Annotated in this window: 15 protein-coding genes; 8 read left to right on the top strand and 7 right to left on the bottom strand. The window is 58.9% G+C overall.

The features are described from left to right. Positions 1-18: 18 nt before the first annotated feature. On the bottom strand, positions 19-942 hold the full coding sequence (locus tag FY156_22335) for a LysR family transcriptional regulator (protein UXS04225.1): 924 nt from the start codon (positions 940-942) through the stop codon (positions 19-21). Positions 943-1,232: 290 nt separating this feature from the next. On the opposite strand from FY156_22335, the gene FY156_22330 reads away from it, so the two are divergent. The 7 genes from FY156_22330 (at position 1,233) to FY156_22300 (ending at position 8,976) form a co-directional block, all read left to right on the top strand. Continuing rightward, a complete protein-coding gene (locus FY156_22330) occupies positions 1,233-2,669 on the top strand; it encodes a c-type cytochrome (GenBank protein ID UXS04224.1) in 1,437 nt (478 codons plus the stop codon). A gap of 60 nt (positions 2,670-2,729) precedes the next feature. Further along, positions 2,730-3,257 (top strand): sorbitol dehydrogenase, encoded by a 528-nt coding sequence (locus tag FY156_22325; GenBank protein UXS04223.1) that lies wholly within the window; start codon positions 2,730-2,732, stop codon positions 3,255-3,257. A gap of 13 nt (positions 3,258-3,270) precedes the next feature. Further along, the gene (locus FY156_22320) at positions 3,271-4,905 is read left to right on the top strand and encodes a GMC family oxidoreductase (protein ID UXS04222.1); all 1,635 of its coding nucleotides are present in this window, start codon (positions 3,271-3,273) and stop codon (positions 4,903-4,905) included. Between the two features lie 207 nt (positions 4,906-5,112). Next, complete coding sequence (locus tag FY156_22315; GenBank protein ID UXS04221.1) at positions 5,113-6,165, top strand: iron chelate uptake ABC transporter family permease subunit; 1,053 nt, start codon at positions 5,113-5,115, stop codon at positions 6,163-6,165. Beyond that, positions 6,162-7,217, top strand: coding sequence for an iron chelate uptake ABC transporter family permease subunit (locus FY156_22310; GenBank protein ID UXS04220.1), 1,056 nt, complete (start codon positions 6,162-6,164; stop codon positions 7,215-7,217). Before FY156_22315 ends, FY156_22310 begins: the two co-directional genes overlap by 4 nt. Beyond that, on the top strand, positions 7,214-8,041 hold the full coding sequence (locus FY156_22305) for an ABC transporter ATP-binding protein (GenBank protein ID UXS04219.1): 828 nt from the start codon (positions 7,214-7,216) through the stop codon (positions 8,039-8,041). Before FY156_22310 ends, FY156_22305 begins: the two co-directional genes overlap by 4 nt. Positions 8,042-8,058: 17 nt before the next feature. Beyond that, positions 8,059-8,976 carry an iron-siderophore ABC transporter substrate-binding protein gene (locus FY156_22300; protein ID UXS04218.1) on the top strand — a complete coding sequence of 306 codons (918 nt, stop codon included), beginning with the start codon at positions 8,059-8,061 and terminating at the stop codon, positions 8,974-8,976. A 55-nt stretch (positions 8,977-9,031) separates the two neighbouring features. Here FY156_22300 and FY156_22295 read toward each other — a convergent pair whose 3' ends face one another. From FY156_22295 to FY156_22285, 3 genes are read right to left on the bottom strand one after another with little or no spacing between them, the layout of a single operon-like run. Beyond that, positions 9,032-10,192: an NAD(P)-binding protein gene (locus FY156_22295; protein UXS04217.1), complete on the bottom strand. Its 1,161-nt coding sequence runs from the start codon at positions 10,190-10,192 to the stop codon at positions 9,032-9,034. 10 nt (positions 10,193-10,202) lie between these two features. Then, entirely contained in the window at positions 10,203-12,200 is a 1,998-nt protein-coding gene (locus FY156_22290) for a TonB-dependent receptor (GenBank protein ID UXS05206.1), read from the bottom strand. Further along, complete coding sequence (locus FY156_22285; GenBank protein UXS04216.1) at positions 12,200-13,450, bottom strand: MFS transporter; 1,251 nt, start codon at positions 13,448-13,450, stop codon at positions 12,200-12,202. Before FY156_22285 ends, FY156_22290 begins: the two co-directional genes overlap by 1 nt. Positions 13,451-13,580: 130 nt before the next feature. Between FY156_22285 and FY156_22280 the strand changes: the two genes are divergently transcribed. After that, positions 13,581-14,573: a helix-turn-helix transcriptional regulator gene (locus tag FY156_22280; protein UXS04215.1), complete on the top strand. Its 993-nt coding sequence runs from the start codon at positions 13,581-13,583 to the stop codon at positions 14,571-14,573. Between the two features lie 88 nt (positions 14,574-14,661). Here FY156_22280 and FY156_22275 read toward each other — a convergent pair whose 3' ends face one another. The 3 genes from FY156_22275 to FY156_22265 are packed head-to-tail and all read right to left on the bottom strand — an operon-like array spanning position 14,662 to position 18,134. Continuing rightward, the gene (locus FY156_22275) at positions 14,662-15,453 is read right to left on the bottom strand and encodes an N-acyl homoserine lactonase family protein (GenBank protein ID UXS04214.1); all 792 of its coding nucleotides are present in this window, start codon (positions 15,451-15,453) and stop codon (positions 14,662-14,664) included. Positions 15,454-15,498: 45 nt separating this feature from the next. Then, a complete protein-coding gene (locus FY156_22270; protein UXS04213.1) occupies positions 15,499-16,659 on the bottom strand; it encodes an iron-containing alcohol dehydrogenase in 1,161 nt (386 codons plus the stop codon). Between the two features lie 20 nt (positions 16,660-16,679). Then, positions 16,680-18,134 (bottom strand): NAD-dependent succinate-semialdehyde dehydrogenase, encoded by a 1,455-nt coding sequence (locus FY156_22265; protein ID UXS04212.1) that lies wholly within the window; start codon positions 18,132-18,134, stop codon positions 16,680-16,682. Positions 18,135-18,173 lie beyond the last annotated feature (39 nt).

Genomic DNA, 18,173 nt, shown 5'->3' with positions numbered 1-18,173 from the left:
CATGTCGCCTGGCGTCAATCAATCACCCACGGTGGCGGCTGAACCCAACTCCCGAACGGCCTCGACATAGTCAAGCAGGTGCGTCAGCAACGCCTTTCCATAGGGCGGCAACTGATCGCGGTTTCGGACACAAAGATAGATCTCTCGCTCGGACCACGCTTCGCCAATCGGCAAGACTCGAAAATCCATGCTGCGGCGATAGCGCAGAGCCGCCGTTTCAGGGACAATACCAACGCCCGTACCGCACTCGACAACACGGCACAGTGCCTCAAAACTTTCCACACGCATGCGAATGGTAGGGCGCCTGCCGAGCTCATTCGCCAGACGTCGCAGGAATTGCGACAACGCCACTTTTTCGTCGAGCGCGACGAGTGGGTGATCGAGAATACTTGAATAGGCAAGTGGCCCGTCCAGGGGAAAGTCACGCGGAACAATCACAACGAGCCGGTCGGGAACAAACCGCCACTTTTCCAGACCCGTCATGTCGGCCGAGGATGCCACAATGCCCATATCGGCTTCACCTGCCCGCAGAAGATTGACCACTTCCAGGCTTGGCCTGTCTTTCACCGAAACGAACACATCAGGATGATCGCGCAGAAATGTCCCGATAAGCTGCGGCATATGCTCGGAAAGCATGTTCGTATTCGAAAGGAAGCGAATTGTGCCGCCGCGCCCCTGCGCAAACGCATCGAGTTCGACTTCCAGCTTCCTTGCGTCATCCAGCAACTTGCGCGCGTGCCTGCACAACAGGTCTCCTGCGAGAGTAGGTTTGATGCCGCGACCGGTGCGCTCAAACAGCAGAAGGCCGAAATTTTCCTCCAGCTTTCTCAGCCGTGCGCTCACCGCCGCCACAACGATGTTGTTCTTTGCCGCTGCCGCCGTGAGGCTTCCGCCTTCGACGGCAGACAGGAAAATCTTGAGGTCTGTAAAGTCGAAGTTCAACGAAGAAACCTTTTCACTTTTGATGAAATCTGTTTGTACAACAAACTGACTACCCAAGTCATCCGTGGCGACGCTATGAGGAACATCAAGTTGCGCCCGCGACACATCGACACGCCTCAATCCTTTCGTAATAAATGACAAAACGCGTCATTTTTATTCAAGATCACCTTGGATGCGAGCAGGATTTTTCAGGTTTGGCTGTGTGGGCTGCGGCGATACGTATCAGGCCAGCGCGTGGGAGGCGTTCTGGATCTGCAATTTTGCATTCATTATTTATGAAAGCGCCGCTCATGTTTAGGCTTCCTCCCATCCTTAAAACCGCACGTGGTCCCTTGGGTTCTTTCGCGCTCTGTCTTGGCGCACTGGTCGCAACAAGCTGTCCCACCTTCGCAGATGACGCTGCCGATCTCATTGCTCGGGGGCGTTATCTTGCCACTGCGGCCGACTGTGCTGCCTGTCATACCGCGCCGCACGGCGGCACACCCTTCGCAGGCGGATATGGCATCGACACTCCGCTCGGGAAAATTTTCTCGACGAACATTACGCCTTCCAAGGAAGCCGGCATCGGCAATTACAGCGAAGAGGAATTCGCGCGTGCGGTGCGCGATGGCATTGCAAAGGACGGTAGCCATCTCTATCCGGCCATGCCCTACACGGCCTACGCAAAGATCACCGATGAGGACATGAAGGCGCTCTACGCCTACTTCATGCAGGGCGTCAAAGCGGATGACCACAGGCCTCAGAAAACGGAACTGCCGTTTCCTTTCTCCATCCGTGCGTCGATGGCCGGCTGGAATCTGCTTTTCCTGGACAAGGATCGCTTCCAGCCCAACCCTGCCAAGTCGGCGGAATGGAACCGTGGCGCTTATCTCGCCGAGGCGCTGGAGCATTGCAGTACCTGTCACACGCCGCGCAACATGTTCATGGCGGAAGACGCCAGCAAGGCGCTCTCCGGTGGCTCCATCGGGCCGTGGTACGCACCCGACATTACCGCATCGACGGTATCGGGTATTGGCGGCTGGTCTGATGTCGAACTGACACAGTATCTGAAAACCGGTCTCGTCGCAGGCAAGGCTCAGGCTGCTGGGCCAATGGCGGAAGCCATTGAAAACAGCCTTCAGCACCTTCCCGACGAAGACATAAAAGCCATTGTCACCTATTTGCGCGACGTTCCGGCCGTGACGACAACGACCGGCACCGCTCGCGACGCTTTCGGCGCGCCATCCACCGCAGTCGAAGCCTCGCTTCGCGGTCTGCCGGGTCAGGCTCCGGATGAAAACGGCTACCATGTCTTCAGCGGTAGCTGTGCTGCCTGTCATCAGGCCGAAGGCCAGGGTAACGACCATTATCCGTCCCTGTTTCACAACACGGCGACCGGCGGTGATCGCCCCGACAATCTCGTTGCCACGATCCTGTTTGGTCTGCACCGCACGGTGGGCGAAACTGTTGCTTTTATGCCTGCCTTTGGTGCGGACGCGTCCTATACGGATCGTCTCTCCGACAAGGACATTGCCGATGTCAGCAACTACGTGCTGGCCAACTACGGCAATCCGGCGGTCAAGGTGACACCGGAAGACGTCGCACGCATTCGTGACGGCGGTGAAAAGCCTCTCATCGTCAAGCTGGCGCCTTTTGCACTGCCTGTCGGCATTGCGATTGCAGCGATCGGCATCGCGCTGATCGCCTGGCTGGTCCTACGTCGTCGCCCGCGTCCGGTGCTTGGCTGAGCCTCCAGCGCCCGGCCACCTCTTCACCTTTTCGCATGTCATGCTCCATCGGAGATCCTGATGCCTTTTGATCCATCCTCCCCGGCCATGTTCGGCCAAACCATCTCCCGCCGCAGCTTGCTGCGAGGAACCGCAGCCCTCGGCGGACTGGCGATCGCCGCCAGCCTCGGTGTGCCTCTGTCTGCTGGGGCAGCGGACGACGCCGTGGCCTCGTTCACGCAACTGTCGGAGTTCCTGACCGGTTACACGCTCGATCCGGTTCTCGGCGCACGGTTCCTGACAGCTCTGAAAAAGCGCGATGCCGAGCTCGACGTCAGCCTTGCAGCCCTGACACAGCTCATCAAGCAGTCCGGCGTTTCCAATATGGACGGCTTTCTGGCGTTGACCGGCACGGATCCGGCCCTCACCAAAACAGCCACCAAGATTGTTTCGGCCTGGTATCTCGGCGTCGTCGGCGAGCCGGAAGATGCCGAGCTGATCACCTACGCGGAATCGCTGATGTATCGCCCGACCAAGGGCCTCCTTACCGTTCCGTCCTACGGTCCCGGCCCGAACGCCTGGGGACCAAAGCCCGGCAGCAAGATCTGACAGGAATAGAGATATGGCAAACACATCCTACGATGCGGACCTGATCGTTATCGGCTCAGGCGTCATGGGCGGCATCGTCGCCGCAAATCTGGCAAAGGCCGGCAAGAAGGTCATCGTGCTGGAGGCCGGGCCCCGTGTCGACCGCCGCGAGATCGTCGAAACCTACCGCAACGCTCCGGTAAAACTGTCGCTAGCAAACGCCAAGCTGCAGGGCGCCGGCTCGCCATTTCCGAGCATGCCCTGGGCGCCATCCACCTATGGCGATTATCTGCAGTATGAAGGCCCGGTGAAATACAACACCTCCTATCTCAGGGTCGTCGGCGGAACGACCTGGCACTTCGGCTCGGCGCTGTGGCGCATGATCCCTAACGACTTCAAGATTCAGACGCTTTACGGCCGCGGCCGTGACTGGCCGATCGGCTACGACGATCTCGAGGACTACTACAACAAGGCCGAGCTTGAGCTGGGCGTGACAGGAACCGACGGCCAGGACGAAAGCGGTCAGGGCGGCGGTCCGATGCCGCCACGGTCGATGCCGTTCCCGATGAAGCAGTTGAACAGCACCTACATGTTCGACACGTTGTCGCAGAAGCTTCTTGTCGGTGGCTTCAACCCGGTTCTCGAGCCGCATGGACGTGCTTCGCGTCCCTATGGCAATCGCCCGGTCTGTGCGGGAAACAACAATTGCAACCCGGTCTGTCCGATCGGCGCCAAATACGACGGATCGATGCATATCGACGAGGCCGAACGTCATGGCGCCAAGCTTCTCGACAACTCGCCCGTCTATAAAATCGAAGCTGGCGACGACGGCAAGATCACTGCGGTCTGGTACAAGAAACCCGATGGCTCCGAACATCGCCTCACGGCGAAGTATTTCGTGCTTGCGGCCTACGGTATCGAATCCGCCAAGCTTCTGCTGATCTCGACATCCGAGAAATACCCGAACGGCATCGCGAATTCTTCGGATCAGGTCGGCCGTAACCTCATGGACCACACCGGCATCAGTATGAACATGCTGACCAAGGATGACATGTGGCCGGGCCAGGGTCCGACCGAACTTCTCGTCTACCTCAACCAGCGTGACGGCGAGTTCCGCAAGGATTATCCAAGCTACAAGATCAAAGTGCGCAACACGGTTCCGACGGCGCAGATGACCGAAGGCTTTATCAAGAAGGGCATTCTTGGATCGAAGCTGGACGAAGAAATCCGCAAATATTCGGCTCGCTCGCTGAACTGGGCAATCGACTTCGAACCGCTGCCGTTGCCGGAAAACCGCGTCACACCTTCAAAGACCAAATTCGATGCGCTCGGTATCCCGGTCCCCGTTCTCTATTACAGCGTTACCGACTACTGGAACGCTGGTCGCGACCGCGGCCTCCAGGATCTGCACAAGATCGCGGATTTGCTGGAAGCCGAAGTTCTGTCTACCGATGTCAAATGGCAAAACCGCCAGCACGTGATGGGCACCACCCGCATGGGCAACGATCCGAAAGACTCTGTTGTCGACCGCGACTGCCGCACGCACGATCACCCGAACATGTTCATTGCCGGCACCAGCGTCATGCCATCGGCGTCCTGCATGAACCCGACCCTCACGGGTGCCGCACTCAGCGTTCGCATCGCGGAACAATTGATCAAGGAAATCTGATCTCGGAAACCGGAGTGCCCTCCAGTTTTCCGGGGGGCCTCGATTCAAACGCGGCTCATGGACGGCCCGGTCATCGTAAACACGCATGAGTAGCTGATTTTTATCATGTTCAATTGACTTGCCGATCTCTGCCGGGCAAAAGATGATTATATTTGTCATCAATAGATCGACGGGAGGCGATCGCACGAAGGACGAGCGATCGTTTTCATGAGTGCCAGCCCTATCGAACAAACCGCATATGCGCGGGATCGCGTCGCGACCTCCGGCAAAAGCGGAAAGCGACTTGGCCTTTTTACCGCCGCCATTCTCCTTGTCGTGGTCTTTTGTCTCAGCCTTGCCATTGGTGCCCGCACCATTGCCGTTGGTGACGTTTTATCGGCACTCTTTTCCTGTGAAACCACGATCGACAGCGAAACCATCTGGTCTTTGCGCCTGCCTCGCACGCTTCTGGGATTGATGGCCGGCATCGCCTTTGCGCTTTCGGGTGCTCTGATGCAGGCATTGACGCGCAACCCCCTCGCTGATCCAGGTATCCTTGGCATCAATGCGGGAGCCGCCTTTGCCATGGTCGCCGCCATCGGCCTCCTCGGCATTTCTCATCCGCTATCATTGATCTGGTTCGCCTTTGCCGGCACAGGCCTTGCTGCGGTTGCCGTTTACGCGGCAGCGATGGGCGGCCGTGCCGGTGCAACACCATTGCGTCTGACACTGGCGGGCGTTGCCATCGGAGCGGTTCTTCGTGGCCTCACGTCGACGCTGATCTTTCTCGACCCCAACACCTTCGATCACATGCTGAATTGGGAAGTCGGATCGCTTGCCATCACCGGCTACGACAATCTCATTTATACCGCACCCTTCGTCGCCATCGGCATCGTTCTCGCCCTGATCTCGGCCCCGGTTCTCAACGTTGTGGCGCTGGGTGACGATCAGGCACGCTCGCTTGGCGCTGGCCTTGGCCGTGCCCGGATCATGACCGTCATTTCGGTCATGCTTCTGACGGGTGCTGCCACTGCAGCCGCCGGCCCACTCGGTTTTCTGGGTCTGATGGTGCCCTACGTCGCCCGCAGTCTCGTTGGCAGTGATCAACGCTGGATTTTTGCCTACACGCTGGTGCTCGCGCCAATCGTTCTTCTTACTGCCGACCTCATCGGCCGCCTTAGCATGCGCCCTGCGGAAATCCAGGTGGGCATCGTCACTGCCTTCATCGGCGCGCCGGTTCTGATCTGGCTCGTGCGTGCGCGCAAGGTGACCGCACTATGAGCCTTCATCCTTCCTTCACGCGCCGCCGGCTTACAATCCAAGCCTTTGGTGAGCGCATTGGCATCAGCATCGACAAGCGACTTCTGCTGGCCTGCGCAATTCTCATCGGGCTTGGAGTCGCCGTTCTCATAGCAGCGCTCGTCAGCGGGCAGGTCCATATTCCTGTCATGGATGTCATTGATGTGCTGACCGGAAATGGCCAGCGCCGTACCCGGCTCGTTGTTCTCGAATGGCGCATGCCCCGTGCAGCCGCTGCAGCGTTGTTCGGAGCACTGCTCGGTCTCGGTGGTGCGGTCTTCCAGTCTATCACCCGCAATCCGCTTGGCAGCCCTGATGTCGTCGGCTTCGATGCGGGCGCCTACACAGGCGCCATTCTGGCGATCACCTTTGCCGGTGGCGGCTGGCTGGTCCTGGCCGGCAGCGCCATTGCCGGCGGCTTGCTGACCGCACTCGTTGTCTATCTCCTGACCTGGCACAAAGGTATTCAGGGCTTTCAGTTGATCGTTATCGGCATCGGCGTCAGTGCCATGCTCACCTCGGCCAATCACTGGATTCTGCTGAAGTCCACTCTCTCAACCGCCATGGCCGCCAACACCTGGGGCATGGGTTCACTTGCCCGCGTCAATAGCCAGCAATTGCTGCCGTCGCTATGGATCGCCTTGCCGGTCATCATTGCGGCCCTTGTTCTGTCGCGCCCACTCAAAATGATGGAGATGGGCGATGCGCGTGCACGTGCTCTCGGTATCCGGGTTGAGGCGGTGCGACTGTCGCTGATGGCACTTGCCATTGTTGCCACGGCTTTGGTCACAGCAATCGCCGGCCCTATCCCCTTTGTGGCCTTGGCTGCCCCGCCGATTGCCCACGCAATCACCCGCACGGCCGGCACGTCTTTGGCCGCATCGATGGCCACCGGAGCTGTCCTTCTCTCTGCCGCCGATTATGCCGCACAGCATAGCTTCGCGCCGATCCAGTTGCCGGTCGGCGTGGTGACGCTCTGCATCGGCGGCATCTATTTCCTTTGGTTGATCGTCAAGGAGGCACGCCGCACGTGAGCCAGCAACCCGCTCCCCGCCTCGAAGCACAATCCGTTGAACTCGCCTATGGCAAGTCGATCATCGCGCAGGACCTCTCGGTCAGCGTACCCTCCGGTTCCTTTACCGCAATTGTCGGCCCCAATGCCTGCGGCAAGTCCACGCTTTTGCAGGCTCTCTCACGCCTGCTTGCCCCCGGTCGCGGCTCGGTCCTTCTGGATGGACGCGCAATTTCCGCCATTCCGGCCAAGGAATTTGCCCGCCGTGTCGGTCTCATGCCGCAAAGCTCGATTGCCCCTGATGGCATTACCGTAACGGAGCTGGTCGCCTGCGGCCGTTATCCGCATCAGAATTTTCTGCGCCAATGGAGCAGAGCCGACGAGCAGGCGGTTGCCGCCGCCATCGACGCCACCGGCATGAACGACCTTGCCGGACGCCGCGTCAGCGAACTGTCAGGCGGTCAACGTCAGCGTGCCTGGATCGCCATGGTTCTCGCCCAGGAAACACCGCTTCTTCTGCTTGATGAACCGACAACCTTTCTCGACATCGCCCATCAGATGGAATTGATGCTGCTTCTGGAAAAGCTCAACCGTGAGAAGGGTTACACGATCGCTGCGGTCCTGCACGATCTCAACCAGGCATGCCGACACGCCACGCACATGATCGCCATGCGCGGCGGCCACGCGGTTGCCGAGGGACGTCCCGCCGACATCGTCACCGAAGCGCTTGTTCGTGACGTTTTCGGTCTCGACAGCCTCATCATTGCCGATCCCATCTTCGGCACGCCCTTGGTCGTGCCGCGCGGTCTGCACGACAACTCCACCGCCTCGATTTCAACGGAATGACGAAAGGATAATTGCCCTTGTCGCTTAATCTCACACGCCGCGAGATGATCGCCGCATCGCTTCTACTCGCCGCCAGCCCGGTTCTCGCCCAGGAAACAATCACCGTCACCGACGTTATCGGCTCCGTCGAAATCCCCAAGGTTGCCAAGCGCATTGTCGTGACCGATGGCGACGACGTGCTGCAGCCGACGGTCGCACTCGGCATCAAGCCGGTCGGTGCATCCCGCCCTAATTTCACGGGTGGTTTCGCAAAGGGTGTCGCGGAACGCCTGCCAGCCGACATCGGCTATATCGGTTCCTCCGGGGAGCCGAACTACGAGGCGGTGCTCAACATGGAGCCCGACCTCATTTTGATGAGCAACGACGATCTGCCGGATCAGCAAGGCATGTATGAACGCTACAGCCAGATCGCACCGACCGTACTGATCGACGTCGACCAGAAGAAATGGCGCCAGACACTTGAGACCATCGCTGAGGTAACCGGGCGTCAGGCCGAGGCCAAGGAATTGCTTGCCCGTTACGATGCCCGCGCCAGGCAGGTCCGCGACATCATTGGTGACAAGGCCGGCACGGCAACCGTTGCGCGCGTGCGTACCAATCTCGTTCGTTACATGCTGCAGGACACGTCATTCACATGGGCCGTTCTGAAGGATGTTGGCTTCAAGGCACCACCGCAGCAGGAAGTGGGTGGTGACGATGCCTTCATCAATATCAGCCTGGAGCGGCTCGATCTTCTGGAAGCAGACATGATCCTGCTTCTGGAAGACGAAGGTGCCAAGGGTGCTGGTGCGATGAGCGAGAAGCTGAAAGACCTGCCGACGTTTGCAAGCCTGCGCGGCGAGAAGATCGAGCTGCCATCGGCCGACTTCCTGTTCGGCAATATCCTGACGGCGTTCAATCTGCTCGATCTTTTGGAAGAAAAGTTCAAGGCTTGACGAGGGCAGGATCGCGAGATGCTGGCCACACCGGGCAGCATCTCGGCTTTAATGCTCAGGCCCGGTCGAGATCGAGGGCTGGCGCGGAAAACTGTCGCGAGGCCAATCGAACGAACGGCCGCGACAACATGATCGGCAAGATCCACGCCTGAAGCCGCATGCCGAAATTGCTCTGCGGGATATAGTGGCCGCCGATCTTTCGGGAGACCGCCTGCATTTTCGTGACCAGTGGGCGTAACCGTGCCTCGTAGGCATCGAAGGCTGCTTCGTGCGGTTTGCGCGCCAGTTCCGCTGCCAGAATATAGGCGCCAGCCATGGCTGTCGATGTGCCCTGCCCGGCAAGAAATGTCAGGCACCAGGCGGCATCCCCCAGGAGAACGACGCGCCCCTTCGACCATTTTGGCACGTCGATCTGCGAGACCGTGTCGAAAAATGCATTGTCCCAATCGATCGACGCCTCCAGGGCTGAGCGGACCGGCTCTGGCCAATGGCCAAAGTGCTCTCTCAGCACCTTCTGGCGTGCGTCCGCGTCCAGCCGGTCTGTCCTGTCATCGCGCCAGCAAAACAACGTGGCCGCATGACCGTCTCCGATATCGTAAAGCCCGCCCTGATGATCGACATCCATCATGCCGACAAAACTCGCCCCCAGCGGCTGGCCGACAGGCATGCGCCATGCGCTGGCACGATATCCGAGAGGGCGCAGAAAGTCTTCGTGCGGCCCGAAGACCAGGGCACGCAGGGCGCTACGATAACCATCGGCGGCCACCACCAGATCAAAGCGTTCCCTGTCGCCACTGGAAAACGTGACATCGACGTCAGCGCCGTCATCGCTGAGGGCACTGATCGTCGTCTCGTATCGGATATCCACATTCGCTTCGATGTGGCGGGTAACGATATCCTGGAATGACTGACGCATGATTGCCAGCATACGGCCACCCGACGCATGTGCAAGTGTCCGATAATCGTATGAGAACAGCGTCTTCCCGGCGGTATCTCGGTGCAATGCCGGACCAAGCGGCATGGCTTTCTCTTTGAAGTGCTCGACAAGCCCCAGGCGTTCGGCGACGTTCCAGCCGTTGACGTGTAGTCCGATCGAATAACCCGCAGCGCGACCTTTCGCTGCTTTTTCGACAATGGTGCAATCGATGCCATGCTGCCTGAGGCAGGCGGCGAAGGTCAGGCCGGCGGGGCCGCCGCCGGCAATGAGAATACGCATCCGTTGCCCCTCAAAATGTCATGTTGAGGCGACCACCGAACGTCCGCCCGTCGCCGAGCTGGTAAACATTGCCGTAGGGGGCGACGTTGAAGCCGTAGGTCGTATAGGTCTTGTCGAACACATTGGTGACAAAGGCTTCGGCTGCGATGTTCTTGTCCAGCTCCCACTTGATGCCAAGATCGACAAGGCCATAGCCTTTCTGGCCAATCGTGTTGGTCTCATCGAAATAGGTCTTGCTGACATAGCTGAGCGCCACGTAGGGAATGAGCGCTCCGGCATCATTGTCGAGGTCGAACCGGTAATCCAGCATGACATTGGCGGTGAATTCCGGCGCATAAGGCACGCGGTTGCCCGTCAGGTCGGTGCCCGGCGTAACGGGATTGCTGTAGTCCGTGAACTTGGAGTTGTTGTAGGCAGCGCCGAGCGTGATACCGAGTTCATCGGTGGGATTGGCGCGCAGTTTGAGATCGACACCCTTGGCCGTGACTTCACCCACGTTCTGCAGATATTGCAGCGGCTGCACGCCGACGAACATCTGATAGTCCTTCGTGACGTTGTAATAGGCAGAAAGCTGGCCTTCGAGAGTGCCTTCGTCGTTGCGATACTTAAGGCCGATCTCACCATTATAGGTGTTCTGCGGATCATAGGTATAGGCGATATTCGCGGTCGTCAGCGTGCGTGTGAAGCCCCCTGCCTTGAAGCCGGTGCTGAACAGGCCGTAGAGCCGCCACTCATCGGTCAGCCCGTAGCTCGCACCCAGCTTTGGCGAGATAGCGCTGAAATTGTCGCTGTCGTTGAGTGACAAGGTACCGGTCGCCTTTGCGGCAACCCTTTCATGGTCGAAGCGTAGGCCGGGCGTAACGTCGAGACGATCAGTGGCATGCCATGTCACATCTGCGAACACGGCGTAGGAATCGATCTTTTGCTGAGCGATCTGGCCGTAGCTCGGAATGGCGCGGGTAAAATCAAGATGTTGGAAATAGAGACCGGCGACATAATCGACAGCATTGCCCTCATCGGGATTGGAGGCGATGCGAAGCTCCTGGCTCAATGTCCATTGCTTCTCCGGCGTGTAGGTGCCGAACACGGTGCGATCGAAATCGCTGTTCTGGTAGCCGGTCAGCGCCGTGACGGTTGCAGTGCCAAGATCGTAGCTGGCGTTGATGCCGAAATTCCAGGTATCGAGCGTATATTTCGATGGAACGGGCAAGGCGATCCTGTCTTCCAGCATCGATTCCATGACGAAATACTCTTCGGTGGAGGTGACGCGACCACGACCTGCTGACACCATAACGTCGAGCGGGCTTCCCTCCGGCGCGTAACGCAACCGCACTTGACCGTTGAGATCGTTGCTTCCTCCAACCTCTTCTCCCGTCAGCATGGCGGTATACTGGTCCTTGTGGTGGAGGCCGGTCAAAGTGATATCGCTGAACAGGACGCCGTCAACAAGCGGCAGGTTGCCATAGAAGGTACCACCGGCGCCCTCCGAATTGATGTCGCCATCAAAACCGAACCGCATGTCATTGTCCGGCTTCCGCGTGGTGATGTTGATGACGCCGCCGATGGCGCCGCGACCGTACAGCGTACCTTGCGGACCATAGAGCAGTTCGACGCTTTCGAGATTGCCAGGCAGACTGCGCGAGAGGTTGAAGCTGTCCTGCGGCAGGCCATCGACATAAACCTGCGTGCTTGGATTATAGAAATCGAGCGAAGCCTGCCCACGGATTGTGAAGTTGGAATAGGCGCGGCTGGACCGTGTGCGGATGTTCACGTCCGGGAACACCCTGTCGAGATCGGCAACGCTGTCGATGTTGCGGACGGACAGTTCATCGGCGCTGGCAAAATCGACCGTCGATGGCAGCAGGAAGTAATCCTCGCTGCGCTTGGTGGCTGTGATCACGATTGGGGCCAGCACCGTATCGCTGGAAACCTCTTGTGCCACGGCCCCATTGGGCTGCGTGCTGGCGATGATGGCGAGGGCGGAGACGCCAAGGAGGCGATGACGCATCATGAGTGCGATACCTTTTCTGCGGATGGAAAGTGAGAAGACTTGCGGGCGGAGACCGGCAAAACCCAAGGGGCGATCAGGATCGCAGTCAGAATGAACAGGGCCGATGCCCCGAACAGCGTCCCATAGCCAAGCGATTTGCCGAGCAGGCCGGCGATCGACGATGCGGCAATGGCGATGATCGCATCGAGGCTTTGCAAAACGGCAAAATCAGTTGCGGTCCGCTCCGCGTCACACCAATTCATCATCGCCGCATAAAGCGCGACGAAGGACATGGCGACAGCAGCCGCCTGCGCCACCATGAGACCGGCGGCAATGCTCTGCGATACGGCGCTCCAGAATTCGAGTGAGGCGAGCGCGAAAAGAAGCAGGGCATTAAGGCCCGCGGCCACAAGGATCGCCCGGCGAATGCCGATTACCTGGACGACGAGTGCAGCAAGCGTCGACGCGACAAAACCTGCGATAGCGCCGCCGGCTCCGCGTAGCGTACCAATCATTTCCAGCGACAGGCCCTTATCCACGAGATAGGGGCCAGTCATCGCCGAACCCATGCGCAATCCGACCTGATAGACGGCAAGAAAGATCAGACTGGTCATCAGCCGGCGATTGGAAAAGGTTCCGCGCAGCAGCATGCGCCGGGCTTGATGGACCGGCCTTTGGCGTGGTGCCGCAAGCCGTCTGGCCAACAGCACCGGAATGCTTAGCAGAGCCACAAAAACTGCCATGACGACCATCGAAACGGCCCAGCCGGCATGGCTGTAGACGATCAGCCACAAACCGCCGCCGAGCAGGAACCCGATATAGGCACCGGCTGTCGAGGCGCCACTCGCCGCCCCGCGGCTCTCTTCGGTGGTGGCTCGGACGGCAAGCGAATCCGTTGCGATGTCCTGTGTGGCTGCAAGTGTCGCCATGACCAGCAACACCGCCGTAAGCGGCATCAGATGCGTTTGGGGTGGAAACGCCGCGGCGATGAGGAAGCAGACGATGATGCCTGCCTGGCTAAACAATATCCACGCAAGCTCACTGAAAAAGCGATCGACCAGCGGTGCCCAGAGAAACTTGAGCGCCCACGGAAGAAAGAGAACGGCGAGAAATCCGATCTGGTCAAGCGGCATGCCTGTGTCACGCAGCACCACAGGCAACGCTGACTGCACCATGCTGCCGGTGACCGACTGGGCGGCATAAAGACCTGCTAGCAGGCCGAGAACGAGCCAGGCGCTGGATCGTGCGCTGGTTTGAAGGAAAGTCATGGACATTGCCCCTCGCAATGAAGTTCCCGACCTCCATAGATTGACGGCGTAAACTTGACTATTGTAATCAGGTTCAAGACTGTCGTGATCCGGTCACTTTTTTGATCGGCAGCAAAAGTGGGGGCCGATCATGAACTTGCGCGTTGAGCAGAGGGCTTTGGTCCAGTCAGATCAGAACGATGTCGTTGTTTTAGGGCCGAATCCTACGGAAACGAGTTTTGCGACCACCTCGACGGACGGCGCCTACAAGATCCTCGGCGTCCGTCCCGGCTTGACGATTTCCGTGTTCGATATGGTGATCGGTGCTGATTTCGCCGGCCGTTTCGCAACGGAACCCTGCGTGGCCATCGATTTCCTGTTCGAGGCCGCAGGTCAGGGCTGGCTTCTGGATGCCGATGGCGAACGTGTCTCGAGCCTGCCATACCGGCCCGGTCGCATCTACATCATGGCAGCCCCGGAAGGCGCCGTCGGGTTCTACGACGTTCCGGTCGGAACGCGTTTCAAGGGTATGGACATTCGCATCGATACCGCCCTTTGGCAGAAGCTTGGTGCGGCAGATGTCCTATCCTCGCTCGATGAGCAGCATGCTTTGCATGTCGCGTCCGGTAACGGGACATGGGTTGGTGTCTTGCCGGTTCCGCCGCAACTGCTGTCTGTTGCACGCGCGCTTTTCGATAGCGCCATGGTGGAAAATGACGACCTTGCCTTCGAGGCACGCGCACTCGATATCATCAACGCCTCGATCAGTGCCATGCGCCATGCCCAGGTTGCGATAAAGACGCCGCCACGCGATCGTCGGGCTTTACAACGTGTCCGGGATTTGATGATCGCTGATCTTTCGCATCCCTGGTCGCTCGAGGACCTCGCCCGTGAAGTGGGGCTGACGCAAAAGCGGCTGAAAGCCGGCTTCAAGGTACTTTACGGCTTTTCCGTTTACGCGTTTCTGCAGGAACAGCGTCTGTTGGAGGCGCGTCGCATGATTGAAACAGGTGCGATGTCGATCACCCAGGCGGCACTTGCTGTCGGCTACGGCAACCCCAGCCATTTCTCGCAGCTTTTTCTCAGACGTTTCGGTGTCCAGCCATCTCGCCTGCGCACGACGGGCGCGCGGCAAGACCTCTGAATTCACGAACGATGCTGCCTTTTCAGGCAAAACGGCGAGGTTGCCCACAACCTCGCCGTATCAGATCTATGACTGGTCCGGATTTATCTTAAGCGTAAAATTCCGGAGCCTTCTTGAAGTTCGCCCATGCGTCCGGATCGTGGCCCGTGACAACGGTCGCATCATGCTTTTCGGCGTAGGTGCGGAGTTTTTGAACCGAGCGGACCGTATCAACGGTCGAGGCAAGAAAGCCCGGCAGGGCCTTTTCTTCCCAGTGATCCAGCGTATAGGCGGCATCGATCGTCAGAAGCAGCGGTTTGCTGTCGGGCAGACGAACCAGGAATGACTGATGACCTGGTGCGTGACCGGGCGTGAAGATTGTGGTCAGCGTGCCGTCACCGTAGACGTCGTAATAGTCGTCCTGCGTACCGTTGAGAAACTGCCACTTCAGGCCCGGCTTGTCGAAGTCCTTGCGGATGTAACCGCCGCCAGCAAACCAGTCCGGTGTGAAGGCATATTCGTATTCGGAGCGCTGCACGATGTGGGTCGCATTGGGGAAGCGACCGATCGCGCCGGTATGATCGAGATGCAGGTGGGACTGCACGACATATTTCACATCGGCCGGATCGAAACCGAGCGCCTTGATCTGGTCAACGCAGCCCATGTTCTTATCCAGAACCGGCCAATAGACATCGCAGATACCGCCCCAGTGGCCGCGCGGGTCGGTCGCGACTTCGATCGCATTGCCACCGTCGATGACGGTGTGCCCATCGGGATGGGTAATCAGGAAAAATGGGACTGGAATCTCATAGTCCGCACCATTACCCTGGTTCATCTTGATGTTGTGTACCTTGCATTTCAAGGTACCTGACTGAAGCATGTAAAGTCTGATATCGGTCACTCGTTTTCCTCCCTTGGGACTGAAGATGTTGGTGTAAGAAATGGATCAGAAAGCTTCGCGATAGAGCGCGAGCGCATCCTCTTCGCGGACTTCGACCGGATTGTTGACCAGCAGGCGGCTCTGCTTCATGGCGTCGGAAGCAAGCATTGCCAGGGTGTTGTCCGTCACGCCGACATCACGAAGGCGCCGCGGCGCACCGCTTTCATTCATCAGTTTTTCCATATGCTGGACAAAGGCGTCCGAACGGGTCGCCGTATCACCCTCGCCCGGCACGCCGAGCACATCGGCAAGCTCGGCATAAAGCGACGCCGCAGCCTTGGCGTTGAAACGCAGCACTGGCCCCAACATCAGGGCGTTGGAAAGGCCATGCGGCACGTGATAGTGGCCACCCAGCGGATAAGCGAGCGCGTGAACGGCAGCCACCGGCGAATTGGCGAAAGCCTGGCCTGCCAATGTTGCCCCCAACAGCATGCCTTCACGGGCTTTGCGATCGGTCCCATCCTTGCAGGCGGCGATCAGGTTTGCGCCAAGCAGGCGTAACGCCTCACGCGCCAGAGCATCTGATAGCGGGTTCTTCTTGTGCTTGCTGGTGTAAGCCTCAATCGCGTGCACCATGGCGTCGATACCAGTAGCCGCGGTATGAACCTGCGGTAGACCGACCGTCAATTCCGCATCGAGAAGAACGAAATCGGCGTAAAGCTGCGGAGAAACGACACCCATCTTGGTGGTTTCACCTGTGGTGATGATCGAGATGTTGGTCACTTCCGACCCGGTTCCAGCCGTGGTCGGCACCAACACCAGCGGCAGGCGCGCCCCCTTGACGTTGCCGATGCCGTACATGTCTGCAAGCGTCTGGTCGGAAACCAGAAGAACCGCTACCAGCTTGGCGATATCGAGCGAGGAGCCACCGCCAAGACCGATGACGATATCGACCCCGATCTGCCTGGCGGATTCGACGCAATCTGCAACGATATGCTCCGGCGGATCGGCCACGACCTTGTCGAATATCGTGACGCTGAAGCCGCTAGCGATTAGAGCGTCGGCAATCGGCTTGATGAGGCCGGCCTTGATGAGACCTGCATCGGTAATGAGAAGTGCCTTGCGCGCCTGGAACCTGCCGGAAAGAATCTCTCCGAGGCGCTGGGCACCCCCCCAGGCAACCTGCATGGAGGGAACGGTGCGGAATTCGAAAGGGTTGATGGTCATTTGATCCTCCCAGCGTGATCTCAGCCGATGGCCGAGCACAGGTATTTGATTTCAAGATATTCATCGATGCCGTAGTGCGAGCCTTCGCGGCCCAGACCGGACTGCTTTACACCACCGAACGGTGCGACTTCATTGGAGATGAGGCCGGTATTGTGGCCCACCATGCCGTATTCGAGCGCTTCTGCGACACGCCATGTCCGGCGGACATTCTCGGTGTAGAAATAGGCCGCCAGACCAAACTCGGTGTCGTTCGCCATGGCAACGGCTTCTTCTTCCGTTTCAAACCGGAAAAGCGGGGCGACCGGTCCAAAGGTTTCCTCACGGGCAACCTTCATTGCCTGCGTTGCACCTGTCAGCACCGTGGGTTCGTAGAATGTCCCGCCAAGCGCATGGCGCTTTCCGCCGGTAACGACCTTCGCCCCTTTTCCAAGGGCGTCAGCAACATGATCCTCGACCTTCGCCACGGCGTCCTGATCGATCAGGGGCCCGATCAAAATACCGGGTTCGGTGCCTTCGCCAACGGACAGGCTCTCGACCCTCTTGGCCAGCTTTTCCGCAAAGGCATCGTACACGCCGGCCTGGACATAGATCCGGTTGGAGCACACACAGGTCTGTCCGGCATTGCGATACTTCGATACGATCGCGCCCTCGACAGCAGCATCGAGATCGGCGTCATCGAAAACGATGAAGGGCGCGTTGCCGCCAAGTTCCAGTGAAAGCTTCTTGATCGTCGGGGCCGATTGCGCCATCAGCAGACGGCCGACTTCAGTCGATCCGGTAAAGGAGATCTTGCGCACCGTATCGCTTTCGGTGAAGACCTTGCCGATATCGCGTGCTGCACCCGTGACCACCTGAAAGACACCGGAGGGAATGCCTGCCTCTTCCGCCAGAACACCCAGAGCAAGTGCGGTCAGCGGCGTCTGCTCGGCCGGTTTGACGATCATCGTGCAGCCGGCGGCCAGAGCCGGGGCAGCCTTGCGCGTAATCATCGCAGCCGGAAAATTCCACGGCGTGATCGCGGCGCAAACTCCGATCGGTTGCTTAAGAATGGTGATGCGCTTGTCGGTGGTCGGCGCTGGAATAGTGTCGCCATAAACGCGCTTGGCTTCCTCCGCGAACCATTCCACGAAGGATGCGGCATAAAGCGCCTCGCCCTTTGCCTCCGCAAGCGGCTTCCCCTGCTCTGCGGTCATCAACGCACCGAGATCGTCAGCATTTGCCACCATCAGATCAAACCAGCGGCGCAAGATTGCTGCGCGATCCTTGGCAGCGCGCCGGCTCCACTCGGAAAATGCCTTTCCGGCAGCCTCGACTGCGGCTTCCGTCTCTGCGGCCGAAAGCGAAGGGACATGCCCGATGATTTCCAGATTGGCGGGATTTTCAACGGCAATCGTTTTGCCATCGGCAGCTTTCAACCAGCGGCCATCCACAAAACACGCATCACGCAACAGAGCAGCGTTTTTAAGCTTGATCATCTGTCTCTCCCATAGTAAAGTTCAACTAATTGAACTTGA

It is taken from the genome of Agrobacterium tumefaciens (assembly GCA_025559845.1).
Taxonomy (GTDB): domain Bacteria; phylum Pseudomonadota; class Alphaproteobacteria; order Rhizobiales; family Rhizobiaceae; genus Agrobacterium.
This window is presented reverse-complemented; position numbering and strand designations above follow the sequence as displayed.